This is a genomic window from Desulfuromonas sp. (assembly GCF_002868845.1).
Classification (GTDB): Bacteria; Desulfobacterota; Desulfuromonadia; order Desulfuromonadales; family BM501; genus BM501.
Genome location: NZ_PKUB01000022.1, coordinates 66,867 through 91,926 on the forward strand (window position 1 = coordinate 66,867; position 25,060 = coordinate 91,926).

General features: G+C 61.2%; 23 protein-coding genes and 1 tRNA gene. 13 read left to right on the forward strand and 11 right to left on the reverse strand.

What is annotated here, in order from left to right; translation table 11 throughout:
- Positions 1 to 12 precede the first annotated feature (12 nt).
- From truB to C0617_RS07115, 8 genes are all read left to right on the forward strand, one after another.
- On the forward strand, positions 13 to 933 hold the full coding sequence (gene truB, locus C0617_RS07080; protein ID WP_291316317.1) for a tRNA pseudouridine(55) synthase TruB: 921 nt from the start codon (positions 13 to 15) through the stop codon (positions 931 to 933).
- A 104-nt stretch (positions 934 to 1,037) separates the two neighbouring features.
- Complete coding sequence (rpsO, locus tag C0617_RS07085; RefSeq protein WP_291316318.1) at positions 1,038 to 1,304, forward strand: 30S ribosomal protein S15; 267 nt, start codon at positions 1,038 to 1,040, stop codon at positions 1,302 to 1,304.
- 223 nt (positions 1,305 to 1,527) lie between these two features.
- Positions 1,528 to 3,633: a polyribonucleotide nucleotidyltransferase gene (pnp, locus tag C0617_RS07090; protein ID WP_291316319.1), complete on the forward strand. Its 2,106-nt coding sequence runs from the start codon at positions 1,528 to 1,530 to the stop codon at positions 3,631 to 3,633.
- A 15-nt stretch (positions 3,634 to 3,648) separates the two neighbouring features.
- Positions 3,649 to 4,908 (forward strand): pitrilysin family protein, encoded by a 1,260-nt coding sequence (locus tag C0617_RS07095; protein ID WP_291316320.1) that lies wholly within the window; start codon positions 3,649 to 3,651, stop codon positions 4,906 to 4,908.
- A 52-nt stretch (positions 4,909 to 4,960) separates the two neighbouring features.
- Positions 4,961 to 5,416 (forward strand): dUTP diphosphatase, encoded by a 456-nt coding sequence (dut, locus tag C0617_RS07100; protein WP_291316321.1) that lies wholly within the window; start codon positions 4,961 to 4,963, stop codon positions 5,414 to 5,416.
- A 2-nt stretch (positions 5,417 to 5,418) separates the two neighbouring features.
- Positions 5,419 to 5,691 (forward strand): DUF493 domain-containing protein, encoded by a 273-nt coding sequence (locus tag C0617_RS07105; RefSeq protein ID WP_291316322.1) that lies wholly within the window; start codon positions 5,419 to 5,421, stop codon positions 5,689 to 5,691.
- Between the two features lie 38 nt (positions 5,692 to 5,729).
- The gene (locus tag C0617_RS07110) at positions 5,730 to 6,344 is read left to right on the forward strand and encodes an L-threonylcarbamoyladenylate synthase (RefSeq protein WP_291316323.1); all 615 of its coding nucleotides are present in this window, start codon (positions 5,730 to 5,732) and stop codon (positions 6,342 to 6,344) included.
- A 31-nt stretch (positions 6,345 to 6,375) separates the two neighbouring features.
- A complete protein-coding gene (locus C0617_RS07115; protein ID WP_291316324.1) occupies positions 6,376 to 6,768 on the forward strand; it encodes a hypothetical protein in 393 nt (130 codons plus the stop codon).
- Here C0617_RS07115 and C0617_RS07120 read toward each other — a convergent pair.
- The 9 genes from C0617_RS07120 to gap form a co-directional block, all read right to left on the reverse strand.
- On the reverse strand, positions 6,765 to 7,109 hold the full coding sequence (locus C0617_RS07120) for a cytochrome C (protein WP_291316325.1): 345 nt from the start codon (positions 7,107 to 7,109) through the stop codon (positions 6,765 to 6,767). The genes C0617_RS07115 and C0617_RS07120 overlap by 4 nt on opposite strands.
- A gap of 355 nt (positions 7,110 to 7,464) precedes the next feature.
- A complete protein-coding gene (locus C0617_RS07125) occupies positions 7,465 to 7,731 on the reverse strand; it encodes a hypothetical protein (RefSeq protein ID WP_291316326.1) in 267 nt (88 codons plus the stop codon).
- Between the two features lie 131 nt (positions 7,732 to 7,862).
- A complete protein-coding gene (locus tag C0617_RS07130; RefSeq protein ID WP_291316327.1) occupies positions 7,863 to 8,933 on the reverse strand; it encodes a PilT/PilU family type 4a pilus ATPase in 1,071 nt (356 codons plus the stop codon).
- 42 nt (positions 8,934 to 8,975) lie between these two features.
- Positions 8,976 to 10,784 carry a DUF4388 domain-containing protein gene (locus tag C0617_RS07135; protein ID WP_291316328.1) on the reverse strand — a complete coding sequence of 603 codons (1,809 nt, stop codon included), beginning with the start codon at positions 10,782 to 10,784 and terminating at the stop codon, positions 8,976 to 8,978.
- Between the two features lie 319 nt (positions 10,785 to 11,103).
- Positions 11,104 to 11,190 (reverse strand) — tRNA-Leu (locus C0617_RS07140).
- Positions 11,191 to 11,258: 68 nt separating this feature from the next.
- Positions 11,259 to 11,591, reverse strand: a complete 333-nt coding sequence (secG, locus tag C0617_RS07145; protein ID WP_291316329.1) for a preprotein translocase subunit SecG — start codon at positions 11,589 to 11,591, stop codon at positions 11,259 to 11,261.
- 83 nt (positions 11,592 to 11,674) lie between these two features.
- A complete protein-coding gene (gene tpiA / locus C0617_RS07150; RefSeq protein ID WP_291316330.1) occupies positions 11,675 to 12,433 on the reverse strand; it encodes a triose-phosphate isomerase in 759 nt (252 codons plus the stop codon).
- Between the two features lie 37 nt (positions 12,434 to 12,470).
- Positions 12,471 to 13,664, reverse strand: a complete 1,194-nt coding sequence (locus tag C0617_RS07155) for a phosphoglycerate kinase (RefSeq protein ID WP_291316331.1) — start codon at positions 13,662 to 13,664, stop codon at positions 12,471 to 12,473.
- A gap of 79 nt (positions 13,665 to 13,743) precedes the next feature.
- Complete coding sequence (gene gap, locus C0617_RS07160) at positions 13,744 to 14,745, reverse strand: type I glyceraldehyde-3-phosphate dehydrogenase (RefSeq protein ID WP_291316332.1); 1,002 nt, start codon at positions 14,743 to 14,745, stop codon at positions 13,744 to 13,746.
- 438 nt (positions 14,746 to 15,183) lie between these two features.
- On the opposite strand from gap, the gene C0617_RS07165 reads away from it, so the two are divergent.
- The 5 genes from C0617_RS07165 (at position 15,184) to pyrE (ending at position 22,219) form a co-directional block, all read left to right on the forward strand.
- Positions 15,184 to 15,954 carry an MBL fold metallo-hydrolase gene (locus C0617_RS07165; protein ID WP_291316333.1) on the forward strand — a complete coding sequence of 257 codons (771 nt, stop codon included), beginning with the start codon at positions 15,184 to 15,186 and terminating at the stop codon, positions 15,952 to 15,954.
- A 236-nt stretch (positions 15,955 to 16,190) separates the two neighbouring features.
- Positions 16,191 to 19,172, forward strand: coding sequence for a phosphoribosylformylglycinamidine synthase subunit PurS (locus C0617_RS07170; protein ID WP_291316334.1), 2,982 nt, complete (start codon positions 16,191 to 16,193; stop codon positions 19,170 to 19,172).
- A 2-nt stretch (positions 19,173 to 19,174) separates the two neighbouring features.
- Positions 19,175 to 20,002: a phosphoribosylformylglycinamidine synthase subunit PurQ gene (locus tag C0617_RS07175; protein WP_291316335.1), complete on the forward strand. Its 828-nt coding sequence runs from the start codon at positions 19,175 to 19,177 to the stop codon at positions 20,000 to 20,002.
- A 138-nt stretch (positions 20,003 to 20,140) separates the two neighbouring features.
- The gene (purF, locus tag C0617_RS07180) at positions 20,141 to 21,547 is read left to right on the forward strand and encodes an amidophosphoribosyltransferase (protein WP_291316336.1); all 1,407 of its coding nucleotides are present in this window, start codon (positions 20,141 to 20,143) and stop codon (positions 21,545 to 21,547) included.
- A 138-nt stretch (positions 21,548 to 21,685) separates the two neighbouring features.
- A complete protein-coding gene (pyrE, locus tag C0617_RS07185) occupies positions 21,686 to 22,219 on the forward strand; it encodes an orotate phosphoribosyltransferase (RefSeq protein WP_365889017.1) in 534 nt (177 codons plus the stop codon).
- Positions 22,220 to 22,390: 171 nt separating this feature from the next.
- Here the strand turns inward: pyrE and C0617_RS07190 are convergent, their stop codons facing one another.
- Both C0617_RS07190 and C0617_RS07195 read right to left on the reverse strand, forming a co-directional pair.
- Complete coding sequence (locus C0617_RS07190) at positions 22,391 to 23,587, reverse strand: KamA family radical SAM protein (RefSeq protein ID WP_291316338.1); 1,197 nt, start codon at positions 23,585 to 23,587, stop codon at positions 22,391 to 22,393.
- 35 nt (positions 23,588 to 23,622) lie between these two features.
- Positions 23,623 to 24,714 (reverse strand): KamA family radical SAM protein, encoded by a 1,092-nt coding sequence (locus C0617_RS07195; protein ID WP_291316339.1) that lies wholly within the window; start codon positions 24,712 to 24,714, stop codon positions 23,623 to 23,625.
- Between the last annotated feature and the right edge of the window lie 346 nt (positions 24,715 to 25,060).

Here is a 25,060-nt window from a genome sequence, read left to right on the forward strand (position 1 = left end):
AGGCCTTCGTTTATGCACGGATTGCTGGTCATTGACAAGCCCCGAGGCTTGAGTTCTCACGACGTCGTGAGGCAGGTGCGGCGGGTGCTGAAAACGCGTAAGGTCGGGCACGGCGGGACTCTCGATCCCCTTGCCACCGGGGTCCTCCCGGTCGCCGTCGGGGAGGGGACGCGCATTCTTCAATTCCTTCTTGAGGGGGACAAGGCCTACCGGGCTACGTTCAAGCTCGGGGAGGTTACGTCCACCCAGGACTCCGACGGTGAACTTGTGGAGAGCCGTCCCCTTGATGGGGTGACGCAGGAGGCCGTCGGGAAGGCTTGCCGTCGTCTTGTTGGAACCATCAGCCAGGTTCCGCCCATGTACTCGGCCCTCAAGCATAATGGCGTTCCTTTGTACCGCCTCGCCCGGCAGGGGGTGGAGGTTGAGAGGAAGGCCCGGCAGGTCGAGATACACCAATTGGACCTGGTCGAGGTCGATTTGCCCTTTGTCACCATCGAGGTCACCTGTAGCAAGGGGACCTATGTCCGGACTCTTGTCCATGACATTGGGGCGGACCTGGGATGCGGCGCTCATTTGACCGCTCTGCGGCGAATCCAGAGTGGGCCTTTCAGCGAGTCGGACAGCGTCCCTCTTGGTGAAATTCAAGATTGGGAGCCCGGGGAGGCCGAGGGGAAGCTCCTTGACCTTTCCGAGGCGTTGCGGCAATACCCTGGTCTGGAAGTCGACGGAGCCGCAGCCGAACGGCTGCGCCATGGCATCCCCCCTTCTCTGGAAGAGGCGGTGGGACCTTTCCCGGGGGAAGAGGGGAACATGGTCCGCCTCCTTCAGGGAGGAGTCCTGATGGCCATCGCCCACTTTGCGCCCTGTCGGAAGCGTGAGAAGCGAGGCGATTTCGAACTGATCAAGGTCCTTAATCTTCCGCCGGTCTCGTGAATTCTTCTTTACAGTCGGGGCGGGGTGTGTTAAAAGAAAAAGCTTTTCAAACTGGAGCCGGCCGCAGTAGGCCATGGTAAACTATTAGCCACAAGGAGGTCACCGTGCTGGTCACGGAACGTAAGCAGGAACTCATTGACAAGTTCAAGACCCATGATGGTGATACTGGGTCTCCCGAGGTTCAGATCGCGCTTCTTTCAGAGCGCATTACCTATCTGACCGAACACTTTCGCACTCACAAAAAGGATCATCATTCCCGGCGGGGACTGTTGAAGATCGTCGGCCAGCGCCGGCGCCTCCTCGATTACCTAAAAAGGAAAGACGTCGAGCGTTACAGGACGATCATCAAAGCACTCGGCATCCGCAGGTAGAACAGGGCAGCACGCTCCCCGGGACGATGGGGGCCTGCTGCCTTAGTTTTTCCATCATGGCACAGGAGGCTGTCCGGAGAGAGGGTCTGCATCGCCCAAGGGCGAATTGACGCAGGGTCTGTCTCAGGCCAACCTCCTTTGTCAATTGTGTCTTAGTAACTATTGGCATAACTGCCAAAAGTCCGAGTGCCGAGAGGTCCGGACGATGCAAAGGAGAAAGTCTATGTTTACGGCTTATCACAAGGTCGAAATTGAATTCAACGGTCAACCTTTGGCCCTGGAGACGGGGAAAATGGCACGGCAGGCCGACGGCGCCGTTGTCATCACCTTCGGCGAGACCAAGGTGCTCTGTACCGCCGTTTCCGCAAAGACGATGAGGGAAGGGCAGGGTTTTTTCCCCCTGACCGTCAACTACCAAGAGAAGTTCTTCGCCACCGGCAAGATTCCCGGCTCTTTTTTCCGCCGGGAGCGCGGCACGAATGAACGCGAAACCCTTATTTGCCGCCTTATCGACCGTCCCATGCGCCCTCTCTTCCCCAAGGGGTACATGTTCGAGACCCAGATCATGCCGACGGTCATTTCCGCCGATTGCGTCAACGACCCTGACACCCTGGCGATGGTCGCCGCCTCGACCGCCGTGGTCGTCTCCGACATTCCCTTCGCGGGGCCCATCGCCGCAGTGCGCGTCGGCCGCGTCGACGGTAAGCTCATCGCCAACCCTACCATCGAGCAGATGGAGCAAAGCGACCTGGAGATCGTCGTTTCCGGCTCCAAGGACGCCGTTATGATGGTTGAAGGAGAGGCCAACCTCGTCTCCGAAGACGAGATGCTTGAGGCGATCTTTTTCGGCCACGAGGCGATGCAGCCCCTCATCGACATGCAGACCGAGCTGGCCAAGCTCGTCGGCAAGGCCAAGCGCGAATTCAGCGTCCCCGAGATTGACGAGGCGCTCATCGCCCGGGTCACAGAGCTTGCCGAAGCCAGGCTCGCCGAGGCCGCCCGGATTCGCGGCAAGCAGGAGCGCTACGCCGCCGTTGACGCCGTCAAGGCCGACGTCAAGGCAACCCTGGCCGAGGAATTCGAAGGCTGCTCCGAGGACATCTCCTCGGTTCTCGGTTCGATCTCCAAGCGTCTGGTTCGCCAGATGGTCACCAAGGAGAAGATCCGCATCGACGGCCGCGACAGCAAGACGATCCGCCCCATCAACTGCGAGATCGGCGTCCTCCCCCGCGCTCACGGCAGCGCCCTCTTCACCCGCGGCGAGACTCAGGCCCTGGTGGCCGCGACTCTCGGCACCACTCGCGACGAGCAGCGCATGGACAACATCCAGGACATGACTTTCAAGAAGTTCATGCTTCATTACAACTTCCCTCCCTTCTGCGTCGGCGAGACAAGCATGCGTCTCTTCCCCGGCCGTCGGGAGATCGGCCACGGCATGCTCGCTGAGCGCTCCATCGCTCAGGTTCTCCCCGCCTACGACGACTTTCCCTATACCATCCGCGTCGTCTCCGATACCCTTGAGTCGAACGGTTCCTCCTCCATGGCGAGCGTCTGCGGCGGTTCCCTGGCCCTCATGGACGCAGGCATTCCTGTTAAGGACGCCGTTGCAGGCATTGCCATGGGTCTGATCAAGGAAGGCGACGATGTCGCGGTACTCTCCGACATCCTCGGCGACGAGGACCATCTCGGGGACATGGACTTCAAGGTCACCGGCACCGCCGACGGCATCGCCGCCCTGCAGATGGACATCAAGATCACCGGCGTCGACAAGGCTGTCATGAAGCAGGCCCTCGAGCAGGCGAAAGAAGGCAGGACCCATATCCTCGGAAAAATGGCCGAAGCGATCGAGAAGCCGAAGGGCGACCTCTCCCCCTACGCGCCCCGCATTACAACCATCTACGTCAAGACCGACCAGGTCCGCACCGTGATCGGTTCCGGCGGAAAGAATATTCGCGGAATCATTGATGCCACCGGTTGCTCCATCGACATCGAGGACGACGGCCGCATCAATATTGCCTCCGCCGACGGCGACGCCTGCAAGAAGGCCATTCAGATGATCCGCGATCTCACCCAGGAAGCCGCTGTCGGCAAGCTCTACATGGGCACCGTCAGAAAGATTATGGAGTTCGGGGCTTTCGTCGAGATCTTCCCTGGCACCGACGGCCTTGTGCATGTCTCTGAACTGGACAAAGAGCGGGTTCGCAACGTCACCGACATTCTCAATGAAGGTGACCAGGTTCTTGTCAAGTGCATCGGCATCGACCGCAGCGGCAAGATCAAGCTCTCGCGCAAAGAGGCCCTGGGCCAGAAATTGCCCGAAGAGGGATAGGTACGGGGCAAGGCAATGGTCCAGAGTTCAACCCTCGAAAACGGCATCCGTGTCGTCACCGAGCAAATATCTGCTGCCCATTCGGTGGCCATCGGCTTCTGGGTTGAGTCGGGCTCTCGGCATGAGAAGCTCTCCGAGAACGGCATCAGTCACTTTGTCGAGCACATGCTCTTCAAGGGGACCGATCGGCGAAGTGCCCAGGATATCGCCCGGGAGATCGACTCCGTGGGGGGGGTGCTCAATGCATTCACCGGCCGGGAGTTCAGCTGCTACTTTGCCAAGGTCCTGGCAAAGAAGCTGCCCCTGGCCATCGATCTCCTCTCTGATATTGTCCTGGCGTCGGTTTTCGACCCCGATGAGATCGAGAAGGAGCGGCGGGTCATCCTCCAGGAAATCCACATGGTGGAGGACACGCCCGAAGACCTGGTCCACGATCTCTTCAGCCAGTCCTTCTGGGAGGGACACCCCCTCGGCCTTTCCGTTCTCGGAACGGCCGACACGGTCGGCCGCATCAGCCGGGAGGGCCTTCTCGGCTATATGTCGGAGCGGTACTGCGGCAAGAGTATCCTCATCAGCGCCGCTGGCGACCTCGTGCACCAAGACATCGTGGACGAGGTCGCGGCGGCTTTCTCCCGGGTGCCTGCCGGGTCCGAGCGGCCTCTTTGCCCCCTCCACAACTACCGAAGGTGCGTCGGTGTGGTCGAAAAGGACCTCGAGCAGGTCCACCTCTGCCTCGGAACGCGGGCTCTGCCGCAGAACCATCCCAAGCGCTTTGCCGCCCACATACTCAATACTCTGCTGGGCGGGAGCATGAGCTCCCGCCTCTTTCAGACCGTTCGCGAAGAACGGGGTCTTGCCTATTCCATTTACAGCTACCTTCACGGCCACACCGACGCGGGAGGGCTGGTCATCTACGCCGGTACCGCACCGGAGGACGCTTCTGAGGTCGTCAATCTGGTTTTGAGGGAGCTTCGTCGGTTGAAGCGGGAGACGGTCTCCGATGAGGAACTGCGGTCCGCCAAGGAACAGTTGAAGGGTAACCTGATGCTGTCCATGGAGAGTACCGACAGCCGGATGACACGACTTGCCAAGAACGAGATTTACCTCGGGAAGTATCTCAGCCTTCGGGAGGTGCTCCGAGGCTTCGATCGGGTCACCCGTGAAGATCTGCGGGACCTCGCCGATTACATGCTTCAGGACGAGTACCTCAACCTTCAACTCCTGGGGCGGGTACGGGAGTCGGAATTTCCCTCCGACTCCCTGAACCTCAGCTAGGCTGGCAAGGTCGCTAAAACCCTTCTCGGGGCCCCAAGGGGAGTTGTCGAGTATGGAACCGATCACCATCCGCGTGAAAACCCTTCGCAGGCAGGCCGTTCTTCCCCGCTACATGACCGACCTGGCTGCCGGCATGGATCTTCATGCAGCCCTTGAAGTCCCTTTGACTTTCGCTCCTGGCGAGCGTGGGCTCGTTCCCACCGGCATTGCCATGGCCATTCCTGTCGGTTATGAGGGGCAGGTTCGGCCCCGCTCCGGGCTGGCGCTCCGGGAAGGCCTGAGCCTCGTTAATTCCCCGGGGACGGTGGACGCTGACTATCGTGGCGAGATCGGAGTTATCGTTATTAATCACGGTCAGCAGGAAGTGTCCATCGCACCAGGGGACCGTATCGCTCAGATGGTCATCGCCCCTGTGCGCCGGGCCGTTCTTCAAAGCGTTGAGGCTCTCGATGAAACCGTCCGAAACGGTGGCGGTTTCGGTCACACCGGCATAACCGGCGGAGGGTGAAGGTGGAGAAAAATCCCCAGGGCGAAGACCTGCTCGAGTTCCCCTGCGACCATCAGTTCAAGGCCTTTGGCCCGAACGAGGGTGACTTTTCCGCTACCGTCCGGAAGGCGATCGGTTCAGTCGTTTCCGTCCCCCTTGATGCTGTCAGGTCCCGACCGAGCAGCCGGGGGAGCTATGTCTGCGTTTCGGTTCTGGTCCGACTGCACAGTTACGACCAGATGAAAAGAATCTATTCCGCCCTGCAGGACATCGACGAGCTCAAGTACCTGCTCTGAAAATGTGCGTTGGGGCCATCTCTGAATAGGTGCTCACCATGCTTTTGTCCATCAATCCTGAAAACCCGCAACGTAGGCATATTCAAAAGGTGGTGGAATGCCTTCGGCAGGGAGGGGTCATCGCCTATCCTACCGACACCACCTATGGGATCGGTTGCGACATATTTAACAGGAAGGGGGTCAAGAAGATTTACCAGATCAAGCAGCGCGATCCCCGCAAACCCTTTTCCTTTATTTGCGCCGATCTCTCCGATGCCGCCAACTATGCCCAGGTGAGCAATTTCGCATTTAAAACCATGCGGCGGCGACTCCCCGGGCCCTACACCTTCGTTCTCGATGCGACTCGGACCGTTCCCGATCTGCTGACGACCCGGCAGAAGACGGTGGGGGTACGGATTCCCGACAATCCCATCGTCCTGTCAATCGTCCGGGAACTCGGGCATCCTCTCGTCACGACCAGCGCCAACATTGCCGGGGACGAACCCTACCACGACCCCGCCCAGATCGAAGACGCCATGGGGAAGGTTCTTGACCTGGTGGTCGACGGGGGAATCCTTCTCGGCGATCCCTCATCGGTCATCAGTCTGCTCGGCGATCGGCCCGATGTGCTCCGGCAGGGCAGCGGCGACACCTCCTGGATCCATTCACTCTGAACAAAAGCAACACCCATCTCCGGGATGAATCATGCAGACTAAAGAAATCACTCTGGCTTTTTATGGCCGTAGTTTTCCTCGCAGCGATTGGCGCCAGGACCTGGACGAGGATGCACTGGACGCTTTTCTTGGGGATTTGCAGACCGAGCTGGCTCCGCTCCGGGTCGTGGTGCGCGTTTTGCGTGAGCCGGGGACGGTGCTTGACATAAGGGGCTACGGAGATCTTCTCAATACGGTGCGGCTGCGTTCACCGCGGGATGGGATCGGCAACCTCTGCCTCGGCCACATCATCGGCACCAGTCCCAACCGGAACATCTTCGAGGATATCCGGAGAGGGGTCAACAGGGTCGCCTTTGCGCCCGAGACGGTCATGCCCGAAGACGGCAACAGAAAGGTCTGCCACAACTGCGGATGTGGGTGTTAGTTTTCCTGGCGTGAGCGCAGGTGAAGAAGGAGTGAATTCATCTCCGTGGATTCCCCATCCATGAGCCGGCCCAAAAGGGCGCTCTGGAGGCAGGCATTAATGGCTGTCTTGAGGGATGCGTCATTCAGGCGGACGATATTCTTCAGTCCGCGGCTGACCGGATGGCAGGATGAGCAGCTATTGCCGCTGCTGCCCAGTTTCGGTGAATCGTAAAGGATCCGGCCAATATCGGCCGAGGGGCCTTCAAAGCCTATTGCAGCTGCGGCCCCAAAAAAGAGCAGGGCCAGAGACACTGTCCAGGAGCGCATCGGTCCACCTCCCGTTGGGTTCATGAGGAGCATATCGCTATTCCGGTAAGATGCAACTCGAAGCGGGTTGCGCTGAGGAATGACTGCCCGGCCACTTGGCCGGGTTTTTTATAGCATCATATTAATGGGGGAAATCCCCTTGTGGGTAGGGAGATTTCCCCCAATCGCAGGGGTAATACGTTGCTCTGCGGTTCAAGCACGGAAGGGTTATGCCCAAGGTCTGGCGCCTGCACGGTACAGGGCTTTGGATTTAGGGTGGAGGTATCTTTCTGGTATCAAAAGGAAAAATTGAATCTCGAACCGTTTTCGCCGTTGAAAGAGAGCAAGGAAGGGGGAGGGGGCGCAGGTCGGTCTGTTTTTGGCACAGGTGTTGCTCTACAGCTATAGATTATTGAGCAGCGCTGGTGTAGAGCATTGGCTGGCCGAAGAAATACGAGGGAAGCAAGAGATGGATACCGTCCCAGGAAAAGTCTCCCGTTGCAAAGATGCCTGTTCCTGCTCCTGTGGCGAGGGGAAGGGGAATTGTTCTGCTGAACAGTGCCCGGGGAACAATCTGGTCTACATCAAGCCCCTGAACAAGGAGTCTTGTGAGCATCAGATGAACTTCGGGAAATACTGCATCTGCACCTGCCCGAAACGCAACGAGCTTTATCACGACCACTGAGCCTCTCCGAGGTCCTTTCCTTAATAAAAAAGACCCGGCCCGTCTGTGACGGACCGGGTCTTTTTTTGTTGAAGCGGGACCACCACCGCTATAGAGCCTCTCTCCCGCCGTCCGGCCCTTCGTTAGCTGGTAAAGGTCAGTTTTCGTTCCAGGTCGAGCGAATTGCTCACCCGCTTGGCCTCTTCCAGGGTAATGACCTTCTGCTTGCACAGGTGAATCAGGTGCTGGTCCATGGACTGCATGTGATACTGCGCCCGGCCATTCTCGATGTGTTTTCTGATCTCCTCGAGGCGTCCTTCCCGAATACAGGCTTGGATGGTCGTTGTCGAGCGCATCACCTCGACGACCGGCAGGATGTGCTCACCGCTCTTGTCTTTGATGAGGCGCAGGGAAACGGTTGCCACGAGGATGTCGGCCAGTCGCTGACGAATAATTTCCTGTCCCTCCGGGGGGAAGTTGCCGACAATGCGGTTGATGGTCGAGACGGCATTCTGGGTGTGGAGGGTCGAAAGGACGAGGTGGCCCGTCTCGGCCGCCTTGAGGCAGGACTCGATCGTTTCGGCGTCGCGCATCTCCCCGACCATGATGACATCCGGGTCCATTCGCAGGGAGGCTCTCAGGGCGGTGCTGAAATCTTCGGTGTCGATGCCGACCTCTCTCTGAATGATGCAGGAGTTCTTCGACGCGAAGAGAAATTCGATGGGGTCTTCGATCGTGACGATATTGTAATTGAACTTCTCGTTGATGAAGCGAAGCATCGAGGCCAGGGTCGTCGATTTGCCGTTGCCGGTCGGGCCCGTGACCAGGATCAGGCCGTTCGGGGCCTTTACAATCTCGCCGAGCACTGGGGGGAGGTGCAGGTCCTTGAAGTTGGCGACATGGGGCGGGATGACACGCATGACAATGCCGACATGGCCCCTCTGCCGGAAAATGCTCGTTCGAAACCGACCGCCGTTCGGCAGGGAATATGATGTGTCGATTTCCCTGAGGGCATCGGGGAGCGTGCGTCCGTTGTGCTCCATGATGCAGCTGGCGATGAACTGGGTATCCTCGGGGGCCAGGTTCTGGAGTTTGGAACGAACCAGCTGTCCGCGCCCTCTGAAGAAGGGAGGGTTGCCGACTTCGAAATGAACATCCGAAACCCTTTTTTCAAAGGCGATCTCTAGGATCTGGTTCAAGGTCTTTATGTTCATTGCAACCCCCTTTGGTCTGTCGAATAGGAGCAAAAATCCGGTCTACTGTTGGGAGACCTTTTTGAGTTGTTTGCGGCAAAGAGCGTTTTCCAGAACCAGTCCCGCATGAGACGCGAGGATCTCCAGGTCCGGCCCCGGAAAGGGTGAAGGCGCGTTCTGCCCGGAGTCCCCATAGATGAGGGCGACGGGCTTGCCATGGATCTTCAACGCCAGAAGGAGGGCCTCCGAATGCCGGGGCGGTCCGATGGCTTCAAATAGAGGTCTCGTGAACTGGTTGTCGACAATTTCCCCGAAAAACAGGCCCCCGGTCTCGACCAGGCGGAGAGCGGCCTTCGAGCCTGTCAGGGGGATTCTCAGATCAAGGGAATTGGATTTGCCTTTGCCGGCCTCTCCTCCGACCCCGATCACCTTCTCGGCGAGCAGTTCGTTTCTGCCGACAATGAAAGTGATCGCCCGCTCGAACGTCTCTGCCGCACGCCGAAGAAGCACGAAGGAGATCTCCGAAGCATCTTTGAGGCCCCGGAGTGATTCGACAGCGCCCAGCAGTTCGGTGCCGGCCTGCCCGTTCTTCGGTTCGGACGGCCTTTTTAAATAGGCATGGAAAGCCTCAAGGAACTCAATGGTGTCCTCGGCGAATGCTTCGTCTTTTTCACCTCTGGCGGGCCTGGGAATCACCGCTGCAATGCCATCGCGATAGGCTTGCAGGGAGGATCGGAGATCGTCCGGAGGGGCGAATCGAACGATGGGGGACTCTGGGAATATCTCTGCGAGCTGGGTCTGAAGGGCGGCTCTTTTCCCCTGGGATAAAGCATCCTTCGCCTCGAGGGGCCCATCGAAAACGAGAAGGGGCACGGCGCCGGCTGGCAGAGACCGGTCCAAAGCGGGGGTCAGGTCCAGTTCATCGCCGATGAGAGTAACGCCGATACCCTCGTGCCTGCAGATCGTTTCGGCGGCATGGCCCAAGAATTCGTCTTCGGTGACGAGGATGAGGGGGCGGGTCCGTGGTCCCTTCATGGCTCTGCCGGCGCCGGTGGCCACTTCGGGGAACCCCTCCAAAAAGGATACGAGTTTCTGCTGATCGCCGACGGCGAGGCCTTCGAGGGCCTTGCTCACTTTGGTGGCATGGCCTTCTGCCGGGTCGAGACCTCCGAGGCTGGAAAACACATCCGGAATTTTCTGCTCCAGCAGGTCGAGGTCTGCCAGACCGAGGTCGACGGCAGAGAGCGAAGGATCGGCATCTTCCTGGTCTTCGTTGCCACCCTCGGGAAGGAGGGGCTCGTCCGCTTCCTCAAAGGCGTCTTCGATGTAAAAATCTTCGTCACCGATTTCGCCGTCCCGTTTCTTCTCGTCGTAGATTCGCAGGGCATCCATTAATACCCTCTGGGTGTCCAGATTGAAATCCTGGTCAAACTTCGCAGGGTAATATTCATATTCGTCGGATGCTTTTATCGAATCGACATCGAGGATGAACGTCCCGCTTTTCCATGTCAGTATTTCGACGACGGTCATCTCGATCAGGTATTCGAGGCCCTTGTATCCATCATCCCTGTCGATTTGACCGTCTTCAATCAAAGTCGCTATGAGAGGTTTTTTATTCTTCCCGGCAGCCTTTTGAGCCGCGAGCGCTTTTCTCAGTACTTCGGTGGTGATGAACTCCATTTCGACAAGGATTTGGCCGATGCGGATATTGTTCTTGGAATGATTGGCGCTGACGATGAAGCCGTCCCTGAAAACGAGCTGACTTTCCCCCTTGCCACTTTTGACGCAAAGGGTGCCCGACTTCCTGGTCGAATGCAGCAGTTGAACGACGTCAACAATGGGCAGGTGCTCCAGGTCGCCAGTAAAGGACATGCGTTTAGATCCTCGTTTTGAAAAGGGCTGTTTCTTGAAAAAGGCGAGAGCCGATTCCTTTGCCACATTAAACTCAAAAACGAACAAAGATTCAAGTACTCAAGTCGGTTGGGTGGGCTAAAAGGTTAAGGCGGGATATTCCCGGAGTGATTTTTTCCCCCTGGGGCCCCGATGATGTACTGAGGGGAGCTGGTATCCTGAAAGCCGTCAATGTTCAGCAGCGGCAAAAGATGCAGGCGCTGATCAGGGGATTGAAAAAGAAAAAGGCCCTACCTGACGGTCGGGCCTTTCTTGATCCCCATGTTTGGGGCTTTTTAACTGGTGCCGAAGGCGAGACTCGAACTCGCACGACCGTTAAGTCACCGCCCCCTCAAGACGGCGTGTCTACCAGTTCCACCACTTCGGCAAAGGGAAAATATTTATACTTATTTGCTCTGCCGGTGTCAATATTAAATACCGGCTTGTCTGGTTTTTTTATTCGGCGGCCGGTTTCGGCTCGGTCGGGATCGCGGCCGGAACCTCCTGAGTTGCGGGGGCCTGGGGTGCCACGGCGGTCGGCATGATGCTGCTTGAGCCGGGCTGCCCGTAGAAGTAGGCCAGCGTAAGGCTGGTGAGCATGAAGATGACTGCAGCGCTGACGGTGATTTTTCCGATGAAGCCGCGGCTGCCTGATGCCCCGAAGACGGTCTGGCTGGCCCCGGCGCCGAAGGATGCGCCGATCTCCGCGCCTTTGCCACCTTGAAGGAGCACGATGACGATCAGGGCGATGCAAACGATAATGTGAACAGAGATCAGAAAATAAGTCATGGTCCTCGCAAACTCCTCAAAAGGTATGTCGTTTTCCAGCTGAGAAATCTATCACAGTTTTTCCGGGGAGAAAAGGAAAAACATCAGGCCCGCTCGAATTTGACAATCCGGGCGAAATCGTCGGCCTGCAGGCTGGCTCCGCCGACCAGGGCGCCGTCCACGTCGGGCTGGGCCATGAGGCCGTCCACGTTGCCCGGCTTGACGCTGCCGCCGTAGAGAATGCGAACTGCCTCGGCGGTTTCCTCATCGAAAAGGCCCCGGACCAGGCCGCGGATGAAGGCGTGTGCCTCGCCGGCCTGCTCGTTGCTGGCGGTCTTGCCGGTGCCGATGGCCCAGACCGGCTCGTAGGCGATGACCACGTTCTGCATGTCGGCCGCATCAAGGCCGGTGAGGCCCTCTTTGACCTGGGCGGAGAGGACGTCGTACATCTGGTCGCTCTCGCGCTCCTGAAGAGTTTCGCCGATGCAGAAGATGGCCTGCAGTCCCTCGTCCAGCAGGGCCTTGACCTTGGCGTTGACGAAGGCGCTGGTCTCTCCGAAGATTTGGCGCCGCTCCGAGTGGCCGACGATGGCGTAGGAGCAGCCGGCGTCCTTGAGGAACGGGGGGGAGACCTCCCCGGTGTAGGCGCCGCTCTTTTCCGTGTAGCAGTTCTGGGCTGCCAGCGAGATGTTGCTTCCGTCCAGTGCTTCGGCGACCTTGGTCAGGGCCGTGAAAACGGGAGCCACCACGATATCGACGCCATCGACGCCCGCCACCTGTTTCTTCAGGGCTTCTACAAGTTCAAGGGCCTCGCCGATTGTTTTCTGGAGCTTCCAGTTGCCGGCGATAAAAGGTCTGCGCATGGGGTCATCCTCCTTTGCGGAAAATCGGTAGGGAGATCTAATCCTTGTCGGAAAGGGCGACGATACCCGGTAAGGCCTTGCCCTCCAGGAACTCGAGAGAGGCCCCTCCGCCGGTGGAGATGTGAGTCATCTTGTCGTTGAGGCCTGACTGGTTGACGGCGGCCACCGAGTCGCCCCCTCCGATAATGGAGACCCCTCGGGATTGTGCCAGGGCTTCGGCCATCGCGAACGTTCCGGTCGAGAAGGCCTTGAATTCGAAGACCCCCATGGGCCCGTTCCAGACGACCGTGGCGGCCTTTTTCAGTGCCCCGGCGTAGGTTTCCACCGTTTTGGGCCCGATGTCCAACCCCATCCAGTCGCTCGGGAAGTCGTCGTTGCCGCAGGTGCGGTGTTCGGCGTCCGCTTTGAACGCCTTCGCCACAACGTGGTCTACGGGAAGCAGAAGCTCCACGTTTTGCGCAGCGGCCTTGGCCATAAGGTCCCTGGCCAGTCCGAGCTTGTCCTCCTCCAGGAGGGATGTGCCGATGCCGTATCCCTTGGCCTTGAGGAAGGTGTAGGCCATCCCCCCTCCGATGACGAGGGTGTCGACCTTGGCGAGCAGGTTCTCGATGACCGTGATCTTGTCGCTCACCTTGGCTCCACCGAGAACGGCGACGAAGGGCCGCCTCGGGTTGGCGAGGGCCTGGCCGAGATAGCGGATCTCCTTCTCCATGAGCAGGCCAGAGAGGGCAGGGGAGAGGATGCGGGCCACCCCTTCGGTCGATGCGTGGGCCCGGTGGGCGGTGCCGAAGGCGTCGTTGACGTAGATGTCGGCAAGTGCCGCCAGGGAGCGGCTGAAGTCCGGATCGTTCTTCTCCTCTCCGGAGTGGAAGCGGACGTTTTCCAGGAGCAGGACCTCTCCTTCGGCGAGGGAGGCGACCATGGCCTCCACCTCGGGACCGATACAGTCCTTTGCCATGGAAACAGGGCGGCCGAGGAGGGCGGAGAGGTGGGGCGCCACCGGGGCCAGGCTGTACTTGGGGTTGGCCTGGCCCTTGGGGCGGCCGAGGTGGGAGGCGAGAATCAGGCGGCCGCCCTGGTCAAGGATGGCCCTGATGGTCGGCAGGGCCGCCGCGATGCGGGTGTCGTCGGTGATCTTTCCCCCGTCGTCGAGGGGCACGTTGAAATCGACCCGGCAGAAGATCCGCTTTCCCTTGAGGTCCACGTCGTTGATGGTCATTTTTTTGAGCATGTTCTGTCTCCGCAGCGGTTGGGAAAAAGGAAAGGGCAGGACCGTCAGATCCTGCCCCCTTGCCCGTTGAGCCGCCGGCCTACTTGGCGGCGATGTACTCGACTAGGTCGAGGACCCGGTTCGAGTAGCCCCATTCGTTGTCGTACCAGGAGAGGACCTTGACCATCTTGCCGCCGATGACGTTGGTGCTCATGGCGTCGACGGTGGAGGAGACGGCCGCCCCGTTGAAGTCGCAGGAGACGAGGGGAGCTTCGGTGTAGCCGAGAATGCCCTTGAGCGGCCCTTCGGCGGCCGCCTGAAGGGCCGCGTTGACGGCCCCGGCGGTGGCGTCCTTCTCGGTCTCGACCACCAGGTCGACCACCGAGACGTTGGGGGTCGGCACGCGGATCGCCATGCCGTCGAGCTTGCCCGCGAGTTCGGGCAGGACCAGGGAGACCGCCTTGGCGGCGCCGGTGGTGGTCGGGATCATCGACAGGGCCGCGGCGCGGGCCCGGCGCAGGTCGCTGTGGGGCAGGTCGAGGATGCGCTGGTCGTTGGTGTAGGCGTGGATGGTGGTCATCATGCCTTTGACGATGCCGAAGTTCTCCAGCAGAACCTTGGCCACCGGGGCGAGGCAGTTGGTGGTGCATGAAGCGTTGGAAATGATGTTGTGGCTGGCCGGATCGTAGTCGGCCTCGTTGACCCCCATGCAGACGGTCAGATCGACGTTCTTGCCGGGGGCGCTGATGATGACCTTCTTGGCGCCGGCCGCGATGTGCTTGCCGGCGGTTTCCTTGCTGGTGAAGAGTCCGGTCGACTCGATGACGATGTCGGCGCCGAGTTCTTTCCAGGGCAGGGAGGCGGGGTCTCTTTGGGCGAGGACCTTGATGCGCTTGCCGTCCACCACAATCGCGTCGTCGGCGACCTCGACCTCGGCGCTGAAGACTCCGTGCACCGAGTCGTATTTGAGCAGGTGGGCCAGGGTCTTGGCGTCGGTCAGATCATTGATGGCGACGATCTCGATGCCGGGCATGTCCTTGGCGGCGCGCAGAACGTTGCGGCCGATGCGGCCGAAGCCGTTGATCGCGATTTTGGTAGCCATGGGGAATCCTCCTTGAAAGTGGTTAGATTGGGAGAAGCACCTATATATATGGTGTGACTCATTAGGCCAAGCACCGCGGGATGATAGCGAATCGCCCCGGAGGCGTCAACCCCTTTTCACATGCCGCACCGCGCGGCGGAAAATCGCCCGGAGGAGGAGGGAAGAGCAGCGTAACGGGACAAGGCGGAAGGACGCCTCAAAATGTATCGCAGACCGGGAATAATGCAACGGTAAAAACCGGCCGTTCCGGAGGACGGGTCCGGGGACGGAATGCCGACACGGCGGAAGCTGTGGAGCGGGGTTTCATGATGCAGGTCCAAGAAGAGGGACGTCAGGGAGGGGCAGGGGGATTTTCTCCCCGGAAAATGGTGTTTTCCCTTGCAGGGCAGGGCGAAGTTCGCTATATAAACATCGCCCGCCAAGGAGCGAGGAGGGATTTTGCGCGTCTGTTTACTGGCCAGCGGCAGCAAGGGAAACGCTGTCTATATCGAAACCCCCGAGAGCCGCGTCCTGATCGACGCCGGCCTGTCGGCCAGGGAGCTTTCGGCCAGGCTGGCCGGGATCGGGGTGGACGCCGCCGATCTCGACGCACTGCTGGTCACTCACGAGCACCAGGATCACTGCCGGGGCGTCGGACCGCTGGCGAGGCGTTTCGGGTTGCCCGTCTATCTTCACCCCGAGACCCGCCGTGCGCTGCCCCGCCTGGGTCGGATCGACGATTTGCGCGAATTCGAGGTCGGCTCCGAGATCGTTCTACGGGACCTTCACGTGGAGGCCTTCCCCTTGACCCACGACGCCGCCTCCCCCGTGGGCTTCGTTCTGCAGGCCGGGGAGGGGAAGGTCGGGGTCGCCACCGACCTCGGCATCGCCACCCGGCTGGTTGCCGACCGCCTTCGGGACTGCCGGGTGCTGATTCTCGAATCGAATCACGACGAGGAGCTGCTGCGCGATGGACCCTACCCCTGGCATCTCAAGCAGCGCATCCGCGGAAACCACGGTCATCTCTCCAACGGGGCCTCGGCCCAGCTGCTTGAAGGGCTGCTCTGGGACGGTCTGGAGGCGATCTTTTTGGCTCATCTGAGCGAGACCAACAACGACCCCCGCCTCGCCGAAGACGCCGCCCGGGAAGTTCTGGGGGGCCAGAATCTCTGCGGACCGCAGCTGCACGTCGGCACTCAGGATCGTGTCAGCGCCTGCTTTGCGGCCTAGGAAAACCATTTTAAAACAGGCCCTTTGGGGCCAACCTCTAAGGATGTCTCGAGCTGTGACCACCTATCGCGACGCATCGCAGAGCAACCATCGTTCCGCAAACCGGGCGGCGGCAGGGTGCAATCAAGGCCGATCGAACCTCACGAGGATTGTAGAACTGGAAGCCGGGCAGGGGGAGTCGAGATACCTGCCCTTTCTTTTTGGGAATCAACGGCAGTAACGCCGGGGAGAGAACTATGGCTTGGCGCATAGTCGTGGGACTGAAGGACGGGGTGCTCGACGCCCGGGGGGAGCGGGTCAAAAAGGAGATCCGCGATCACCTCGGCCTGGAGCTGGACGGGGTCCGCACCATCGATGTCTATACCGTCGATGCCGAACTGAGCGAGGAGGAGGTGGCCGCTGCGGCCCGCGGGCCTTTCTCGGACCCGGTGATCCAGGAGGCGGCGGTCGACGCTCCTCTGGCGCGGGATTTCGACATCCTCATCGAGGTCGGTTTCCGGCCCGGAGTGACCGACAATGTCGGGCGCACCGCCAGGGAGGCGATCCAGTACATTTCGGGGCGTCCCTTCGGTCCGGGCGAGGGGGTCTACACGTCGGTGCAGTATCTGCTGCGCGGCAAGCTGCGCCGCGAGGACGCCGAGCGCATCGCTTCCGGCTTTCTGGGCAACGGCCTGATCCAGCGCTGGACGATCGTCTCCCGGGAGGAGTTCGACCCCGAGCGCGGCCTGCCCGTCTCCATCCCCCGGGTGACCTCGGGCGCCGAGCCTACGGTGCGCCACCTCGACCTGGAGGTCTCCGACGAGGACTTGCTGGCCATCAGCCGCGAGGGGATGCTCGCCCTCAACCTCGAGGAGATGAAGACCATCCAGGCCCACATCGCCGATCCCGGCGTGATCGCAGCGCGCAAGAAGGCCGGCCTCGGCGCCCGCCTCACCGATGCGGAGCTGGAGGCCATCGCCCAGACCTGGAGCGAGCACTGCAAGCACAAGATCTTCTCGGCGAAGATCGAGTACCGGGACGAGGCCGGCAAGCTCGAGACCATCGACTCCCTGTTCAAGACCTACATCGTCGGGGCCACCCGCGACGTGCGCAAAAAGATGGGAAAAAAGGACTTCTGCCTCTCGGTGTTCAAGGACAACGCCGGGGTGATCCGGTTCAACGACGACTGGAGTCTGGTCTTCAAGGTCGAGACCCACAACTCCCCGAGCGCCCTCGACCCCTACGGCGGCGCCCTGACCGGCATCGTCGGGGTCAACCGCGACGGCGTCGGCACCGGCATGGGGGCGCGGCTGATCTTCAACACCGACGTTTTCTGCTTCGCATCGCCATTTTTCGACAAGCCCCTTCCGGCGCGCCTGCTTCATCCGCGGCGCATCTTTGAAGGGGTGGTCGAGGGGGTCGAGCACGGCGGCAACAAGAGCGGCATCCCCACCGTCAACGGATCGCTGGTCTTCGACGAGCGCTTCGCCGGCAAACCCCTGGTCTATTGCGGCACCGCCGCCATCATGCCCGCCGAGCTGAACGGCAAGCCCTGCCACGAGAAGAAGGTCCAGGTCGGCGACCACATCGTCATGGCCGGCGGCCGCATCGGCAAGGACGGCATCCACGGCGCCACCTTCTCCTCAGAGGAGCTTCACGAGGGCTCCCCGGTGACCGCTGTGCAGATCGGCGATCCGATCACTCAGCGAAAAATGTTCGACTTCCTCCTTATCGCCCGGGACAAGGGGCTCTACAACTCCATTACCGACAACGGCGCCGGGGGGCTCTCCTCCTCGGTAGGCGAGATGGCAGAGGATACCGGCGGCTTCGAGATGCACCTCGACCGGGCGCCCCTCAAGTACCCCGGTCTGCAGCCCTGGGAGATCCTCATCTCCGAGGCCCAGGAGCGCATGACCATGGCGGTGCCGCCGGAGAAGCTCGAAGAGTTTATCGCCCTGGCGGCCGAGATGGACGTGGAGGCGACGGACCTGGGCACCTTCACCGACTCGGGCTACTTCCACTGCCTCTACGAGGGAAAGACCGTGACCTGCCTCTCCATGGAGTTCCTCCATGAGGGCGTGCCGCAGATGGTCATCCCCGCCCGCTGGCAGGCCCCCGACCTCAAAGAGCCCTCCCAGCCACAGCCCCTCGACATGGAGGCCACCCTGCAGCACCTGCTGGGGCAGCTCAACATCTGCTCCAAGGAGAGCGTGGTGCGGCGTTATGATCACGAAGTGCAGGCCGGCACCGTCGTCAAACCCCTTACCGGAGTGGCCAACGACGGTCCCTCCGACGCCGCCGTTTTCCGGCCCCTGCTCGACTCCTTCGAGGGGGTCGTCGTCTCCCACGGCATCTGTCCCCGCTACAGCGACATCGACGCCTACCACATGATGGCCTGCGCCATCGACGAGGGGCTGCGCAACTACGTCGCGGTGGGCGGCGACATCGAGCATGTCGCCGGCCTCGACAACTTCTGCTGGTGCGACCCGGTCCTCAGCGACAAGACCCCCGACGGCGAGTACAAGGCGGCCCAGCTGGTGCGGGCCAACCAGGCCCTCTACTACTACTGCGTCGCCTTCGGGGTTCCGCTGATTTCGGGCAAGGACTCGATGAAGAACGACTACCAGATCGGCGACACCAAGATCTCCATCCCGCCGACGGTTCTCTTCTCGGTCATCGGCAAGATCGCCGACGTGCGACGCGCGGTCACCATGGACGCCAAGCGCCCCGGCGACCTCCTTTACCTGCTCGGCATCACCCGCAACGAACTCGGCGGCTCCGAATACTACGCCATGCTCGGCGAGCTGGGGCGCAACGTCCCGCGGGTCGACGGCCCGTACGCGTTAAAGCTGTTCAAGGCGGTCAACCGGGCTCAGGCCAAGGGGCTGCTGGCCTCCTGCCACGACCTCTCCGACGGCGGCCTCGGCGTGTCCCTGGCCGAGAAGGCCTTCGCCGGCGGCTTCGGCCTCGACGTCGACCTGCGCGGGGTGATGACCGACTGGGAAATGCGGGAAGACGCGGTTCTCTTTTCAGAATCCCAGAGCCGGTTCCTGGTGACGGTGCGGCCCGAACACAAGGACGCTTTCGAAGCCCTCTTCGCCAAGTGCGACCTTTCCCCCCTCGGGGCGGTCCGGGAAGACGCCGAGCTGCGCATCACCGGTCTGGCCGGGGAAATCCTGGTCCGCTCCGATATCGATGACCTCAAGCAGGCCTGGCAGTCGCCACTCAAGGAGCTGTAGTCATGTCCAAGCAAGTTCGAGCAATCGTCATCGCCGGCAACGGCACCAACTGCGAGCGCGAGGTGGCCCACGCCTGCCGAATCGCGGGCGCCGACGTCGCCGATATTGTCCATATCGCCGAGTTGCTGGCCGGCCGGGCCCGTCTCGACGACTATCACTTCCTCAACCTGGCCGGCGGTTTTCTCGACGGCGACGACCTGGGCAGTGCCAAGGCCGGGGCCAACCGGCTGCTCAACGCCCCGGTGAAGGGGGGAGGGCACCTGATCGACCAGGTGCGCCGCTTCATCGAGGCCGGCAAGCTCGTTATGGGGGTCTGCAACGGATTCCAGTTGATGGTCAAGATGGGGCTGCTTCCGGCTCTCGACGGCGACTACCGGCGCCAGAGCGCGACCCTGACCTTCAACGACGGGGGCCGCTTCGAAGACCGCTGGACTTACCTCAAGGCCGATTCTGCATCGCCCTGCATCTACACCCGCGGCCTGGAGGGGATCTACCTTCCGGTGCGTCACGGCGAGGGCAAGTTCGTGGCCGAATCCCCCCAGGCCCTCGAGAGGATCGAGACCGGGCACCTGGCTCCCCTCAAGTACTCCGATCCCGGGTACGAAGGGCCGACCATGGAATACCCCTTCAATCCCAACGGCTCGCAGAACGCCATCGCCGGGGTCTGCGACGAGAGCGGCCGCCTGTTCGGACTCATGCCTCACCCCGAGGCGTACGTTCACCGCACCCACCACCCCCGCTGGACCCGGGAGGAGGACCTGCCCGAGGAGGGGATGGGACTGTGGCTCTACCAGAACGCGGTGCGTTTTATCCGCGAGGAACTTCTTTAATGAATCGGGAAGGCTATCTTTCCGTTCCATGGCTGTGATAAACTGAGGCCGATCGCGGCCGCGGCAAGGATGGCCGGAAACCGTTTGTTTTTCCAAGGGATTCGCCCCCCCTCGGGCGCAGAGGAGCAAGCAGTCTGAATGTTTGACAAGTTCAACGATGAGTGCGGCGTATTCGGCATCTTCGGCCACCCCGAGGCGGCCAACCTGTCCTATCTCGGGCTTTACGCCCTCCAGCACCGCGGCCAGGAGAGCTGCGGGATTGTCGCCTCCGACGGGGTCCGGCTGCGGGCCCACAAGGGGATGGGCATCGTCGCCGACGTTTTCAAGCGCGATTCCATCTTCGAGAGTCTTCCCGGCAAAAGCGCCATCGGCCACGTTCGTTATTCCACCGCCGGCGGCAACGATTTCAATAACTGCCAGCCGATCATGGTCGATTACCAGCGCGGCAGCATTGCGGTGGCTCACAACGGCAACCTGGTCAACGCCCGGGAAGTGCGCAACGAGCTTGAGCACAGGGGCTCCATCTTCTCTACCGTCGCCGACACAGAGGTCCTGATCCACCTTCTGGCGCGGGCCGAGAGCGACTCCCTCTCCGCGCGCATCGCCGAGGCCCTGCAGCGGGTCAAGGGCGCCTACAGCCTCGTTTTTCTCACCGAGACCCGGATGGTCGCGGTGCGCGATCCCAACGGCTTCCGCCCCCTCGTCCTCGGCAAGCTCGACGGCGCTTACATCGTCGCCTCTGAGACCTGCGCCCTCGACCTCATCGAGGCCGAGTTTATCCGGGAGATCGAGCCGGGGGAGATGGTCGTAGTCAACAAGCGGGGGCTGAAGTCGTACCGCCCCTTTCAGGAAGTCCGGCCGACCCCCTGCATTTTCGAGCACATCTACTTCGCCCGCCCTGACAGCATCATTTTCGGTAAGCAGGTCTACGGGGTGCGCAAGGATTTCGGGCGGATGCTCGCCCGCGAGCATCCCGTCGACGCCGACGTGGTGATCCCGATCCCCGATTCGGGGGTGCCGGCGGCGATCGGCTATGCCGAGGAGTCGGGCATCCCCTTCCAGCTCGGTCTGATCCGCAACCACTACGTGGGCCGCACCTTTATCGAGCCCCAGCAGTCGATCCGCCACTTCGGGGTCAAGATCAAGCTCAACCCGGTGCGTGAGGTGATCCAGGGCAAGCGCGTGGTCGTCATCGACGACTCCATCGTGCGCGGCACCACGGCGCGCAAGATCATCAAGATGATCCGCAACGCGGGCGCCAAGGAGGTTCATGTGCGCATCTCCAGCCCGCCGACCAGCTACCCCTGCTTCTACGGCATCGACACCCCCACGCGCAAGGAGCTGATCTCCTCCTCCCATTCCATCGAGGAGATCAACCGCTACGTCACCTCAGACAGCCTCGGCTATCTCTCCCTGAAGGGGATGGGAGACGCCGCCGGCGCCAGTGCCGGCAGCGACAAGGTCTTCTGCGACGCCTGCTTCAGCGGCAAGTACCCGGTCAAGTTCCCGCGCCTCAAGGACGACAGCCAGTTGGGGCTGTTTTGAAAAGAAGTGTTAAGTGACAGGTGTCAAGTTGAAGCAAGAAACCCTTAAACCTAAAGCTTAAAACTTAAAACCCAACCCCCTGTTTTTAGACATTTCTCCGGAGGAGATGCCATGACCCAGGAAGACCGCGCATAACTTATCGCGATTGTTCGCGAGCTGTCCTACGAGGAGCGGGAGGTGACCCTCGCCTCGGGCCGCAAGAGCAACTTCTACTTCGACGGCAAGCAGACGACGCTGCACGCCCGCGGCGGCCTCCTCGTCGGCAAGGCCTTCTGGGACGAGGTGAAACAGTTCGCAGGTCCCATCGACGGCGTCGGCGGCCTGACCCTCGGCGCCGACCCCATCGCCACCGCCACCAGCATCGCCGCCTGCCTCGAGGGACATGCGACGGCTGCCTTCATCATCCGCAAGGAGCCCAAGGGGCACGGCACCGGGCAGTGGCTCGAGGGGCGCAAGAACCTTCCCCCCGGCAGCCGGGTCGTTATCGTCGAAGACGTCACCACGACCGGCGGCTCGTCCATCAAGGCGGTCGAGCGGGCCCGCGAGGAAGGGCTCGAGGTGGTCGGCATCGTCACCCTCGTCGACCGCGAGGAGGGGGCGAGGGAGAACATCGAAGGGCAGGGGATCGCCCTGCGTGCCGTCTTTACCCGGACCGAGGTGGTGGGCGGATAGACCAACCCCGAGAATAGCTGAATAGGAATGATGGAAGGGGGATGCCGGGTGGCATCCCCCTTCGTTGTTTTAGTTTGGGGGCTTTTCGGGAGAATGCGTATTTACATTGTCTTCGCTGAAAATGAACAGGAGGCGGAACCGCCTGTCATCAAGGGATGGGCCCTCTTCCCCTCAGGAGGAGAGTGAGCACTCAGGCAGGTCGTCAAGCCAGCCGCCGTTGTCCGTCAGCCTGCGCACCAGCATGCGGGATGATTCGTCCTGGTGCCCAGGGCGGGCATGCAGCTGCTTGAGGATCAGTTTGTCGTCGATGCGCCCGCAGATCTCGAGCTTGCCGATGTCGTGGCCGATGATGAACTTGAAGCGCTTTGCGTAGCCGTCCATTTTGGCGCGTGCGGCATCGACGAGGTCGACCCCCTCCTTGAGCGGTACCTGGAAGTGGTGACGAACGCGGGTGACGGGCATGCACTGGTAAAGGTAGTAGGGGTTGACGCCGATCCGCAGCAGCCCGTCCATCAGTTCGGCCAGGGTATCCGCCGCGTCGTTGACCCCGCGCAGCAGAACCGCCTGGTTGTTGACCGTCACCCCGGCGCTGCGCAACCGCCGCACCGCCTCTCGGGCGGTCGGCGTGATCTCTCTGGGGTGGTTGAAGTGGGTCGGCAGGTAGAGGGGCTTTTCGCGGTTGAAGTCTGCGAGCAGTTCGATCAACTCGTCATCGAAGAAGCGCATCGGAAAGACCACCGGGGCGCGCGAACCGATGCGCACGTAGTTGAGGTGCTTTATGCCGCGCAGCTCCGAGAGCATGCTTTTCAGGGCGCTGGTCGGCAGCAGCAGCGGGTCGCCGCCCGACATGACCACGTTTTTAATCTCGGGGTGCGCTGCGATGTAGCTTGCGGCCTGGCGAAAGCTCTTCACCGTCTGATCGTTGGGCAGGCCGACCATGCGCTTGCGGAAGCAGTGACGGCAGTACATGGAGCAGTATTCGGTCGTCACCACCAGCGCGGTGTAGGGGTATTTGTGCAGGATGCCGTTGCCCTTGTCGTGCTTGTCGTCGCCATAGGGGTCGCCGGTCGTGGCTCCCATGTCGCCGGCCACGATCAGTTCCTCGGTGGCCGGTACCGCCATCTTGCGTACCGGGTCGTGCGGATCCCCGGGATCGATCAGCTCCAGGTAGTAGCGGGGGATGTTCATCGGGTGGGCGGCCGTGACCTGTTCCAGGTCGCGGCGCTCTGCCGGGGTCAGCGGGAGGTATTCCTCGAGCCCTTCCACCGTGGTGACGTTGTGCTGCAGTTCCCTTTGCCACTCGCAGGGTTCCCCGCCGGTCAGGGCCTCTTCTGTGCCGCCAAGGTCCGATTTCTTCGAGGTGATCATGGTGTCCCTCCCCATTTAAGCGCTTTCAAGTGTTTTCAGACAGACCCGGACGATTCGGGCATGTTCGGGATCGAGGTCGCCTCGCCCTTGTGGTTGCGCAGGTGATAGCACTGGGCATCCTTGCCGGTGATGTAGTAGTCGGGCATCAGCGGCACCTTGCCGATGTTGGTGGCGATGACGTGCATTGGCTGGGCGAGGCCGGTGGTGTGGCCGCGCAGCGCATCGCGGATCAGCTCGGCGCCTTTTTCCACCGGGGTGCGGAAGTGGTCGATTCCGGGGGCCGGTTCGCAGTAGAAGACGTAGTAGGGCTTGATGCGAACCGAGAGCAGTTTCTGGTGCAGGGCGCGGAAGGTTTCAACGTCGTCGTTGATCCCCTTGAGCAAGACCGCCTGGTTGCCGACGTTGACCCCGCAGGAGAGGAGGTCGAAGACCGCCCGGGCGGTGATCTCGGTGATCTCCCCGGGGTGGTTGCACTGGGTGTTGACCCAGATCGGCACGCGGTGATAGGCGCCGAGGACCTTTTTCAGGCCGGGTGTGATGCGCTGGGGCAGCACGATCGGCAGGCGGGTGCCGAAGCGGATCATCTCGATGTGAGGCAGTTCGCGCAGCTTGCGGATCAGGTATTCGAGCTGCTCGTCGGAGAGCAGAAAGGGATCGCCGCCGGTGACCAGCACGTCGCGCACCTCGGGGTGGGCTGCGATCCATGCGAGCCCCTCGTCGACGTCGAAGTTGAGCTGAAGGTCGCCGTCGACCACCAGCTCCTTGCGAAAGCAGTGGCGACAGTAGATGCCGCAGGTCTGGGTCACGGTGAAGGCAACGCGGTCGACGTACTGGCGGGCGATGCTGTCGGGGCGCTTCTCTTCGGTGTCGCGATTCTCCTTCCAGATCAGGTAGTCGCTCATGCCGTAGCGATTCTGCTGCTCCTGGATCGAGGGGATCACCTGTTTTCGGATCGGACAGGCGGGATCGTAACGGTCCATCAGGGAGGCGAAGTAGGGGGTGGTCCCCCAGGTGGTCTTCGTGGTGCGCAGGACCTCCTCTTCGCCGGGGGTGAGGTTGACGTGTTGCTTGAGTTTGTCGATCGTGTTGACAAACTCTCTGATTTGGCGTTGCCATTCGTCCGACATGCAGCCTCCTTTGCAGGTTGAAGTCGTGCCGAAACGATCCACCTCCCCCATAAAGAAGAGTGTGGACCCGGATCAGCTGGGGTTCCTGCGGCAGGCGTGACAAAGGAGTGGGCAGACAAAAGAGACTTTTGTCGCGGAGATAGGAAGGCAGCCAGGCAGCAGTGTGCCCGAAGAGAGATGGTGATTGGATTGTTGTGAAGAGACAGGGCCACCCGCACCCGGTATTGTGACGGATCATCACAAGCCAGTGCTGCCCTGAAGAGAGAGGGTTCGTCCCGAACGTGCCGGAGCACGAACGGTCCACCTCGTTTGCGGGTCTATGGTCGGAACGTCCTGAGGGGACGCC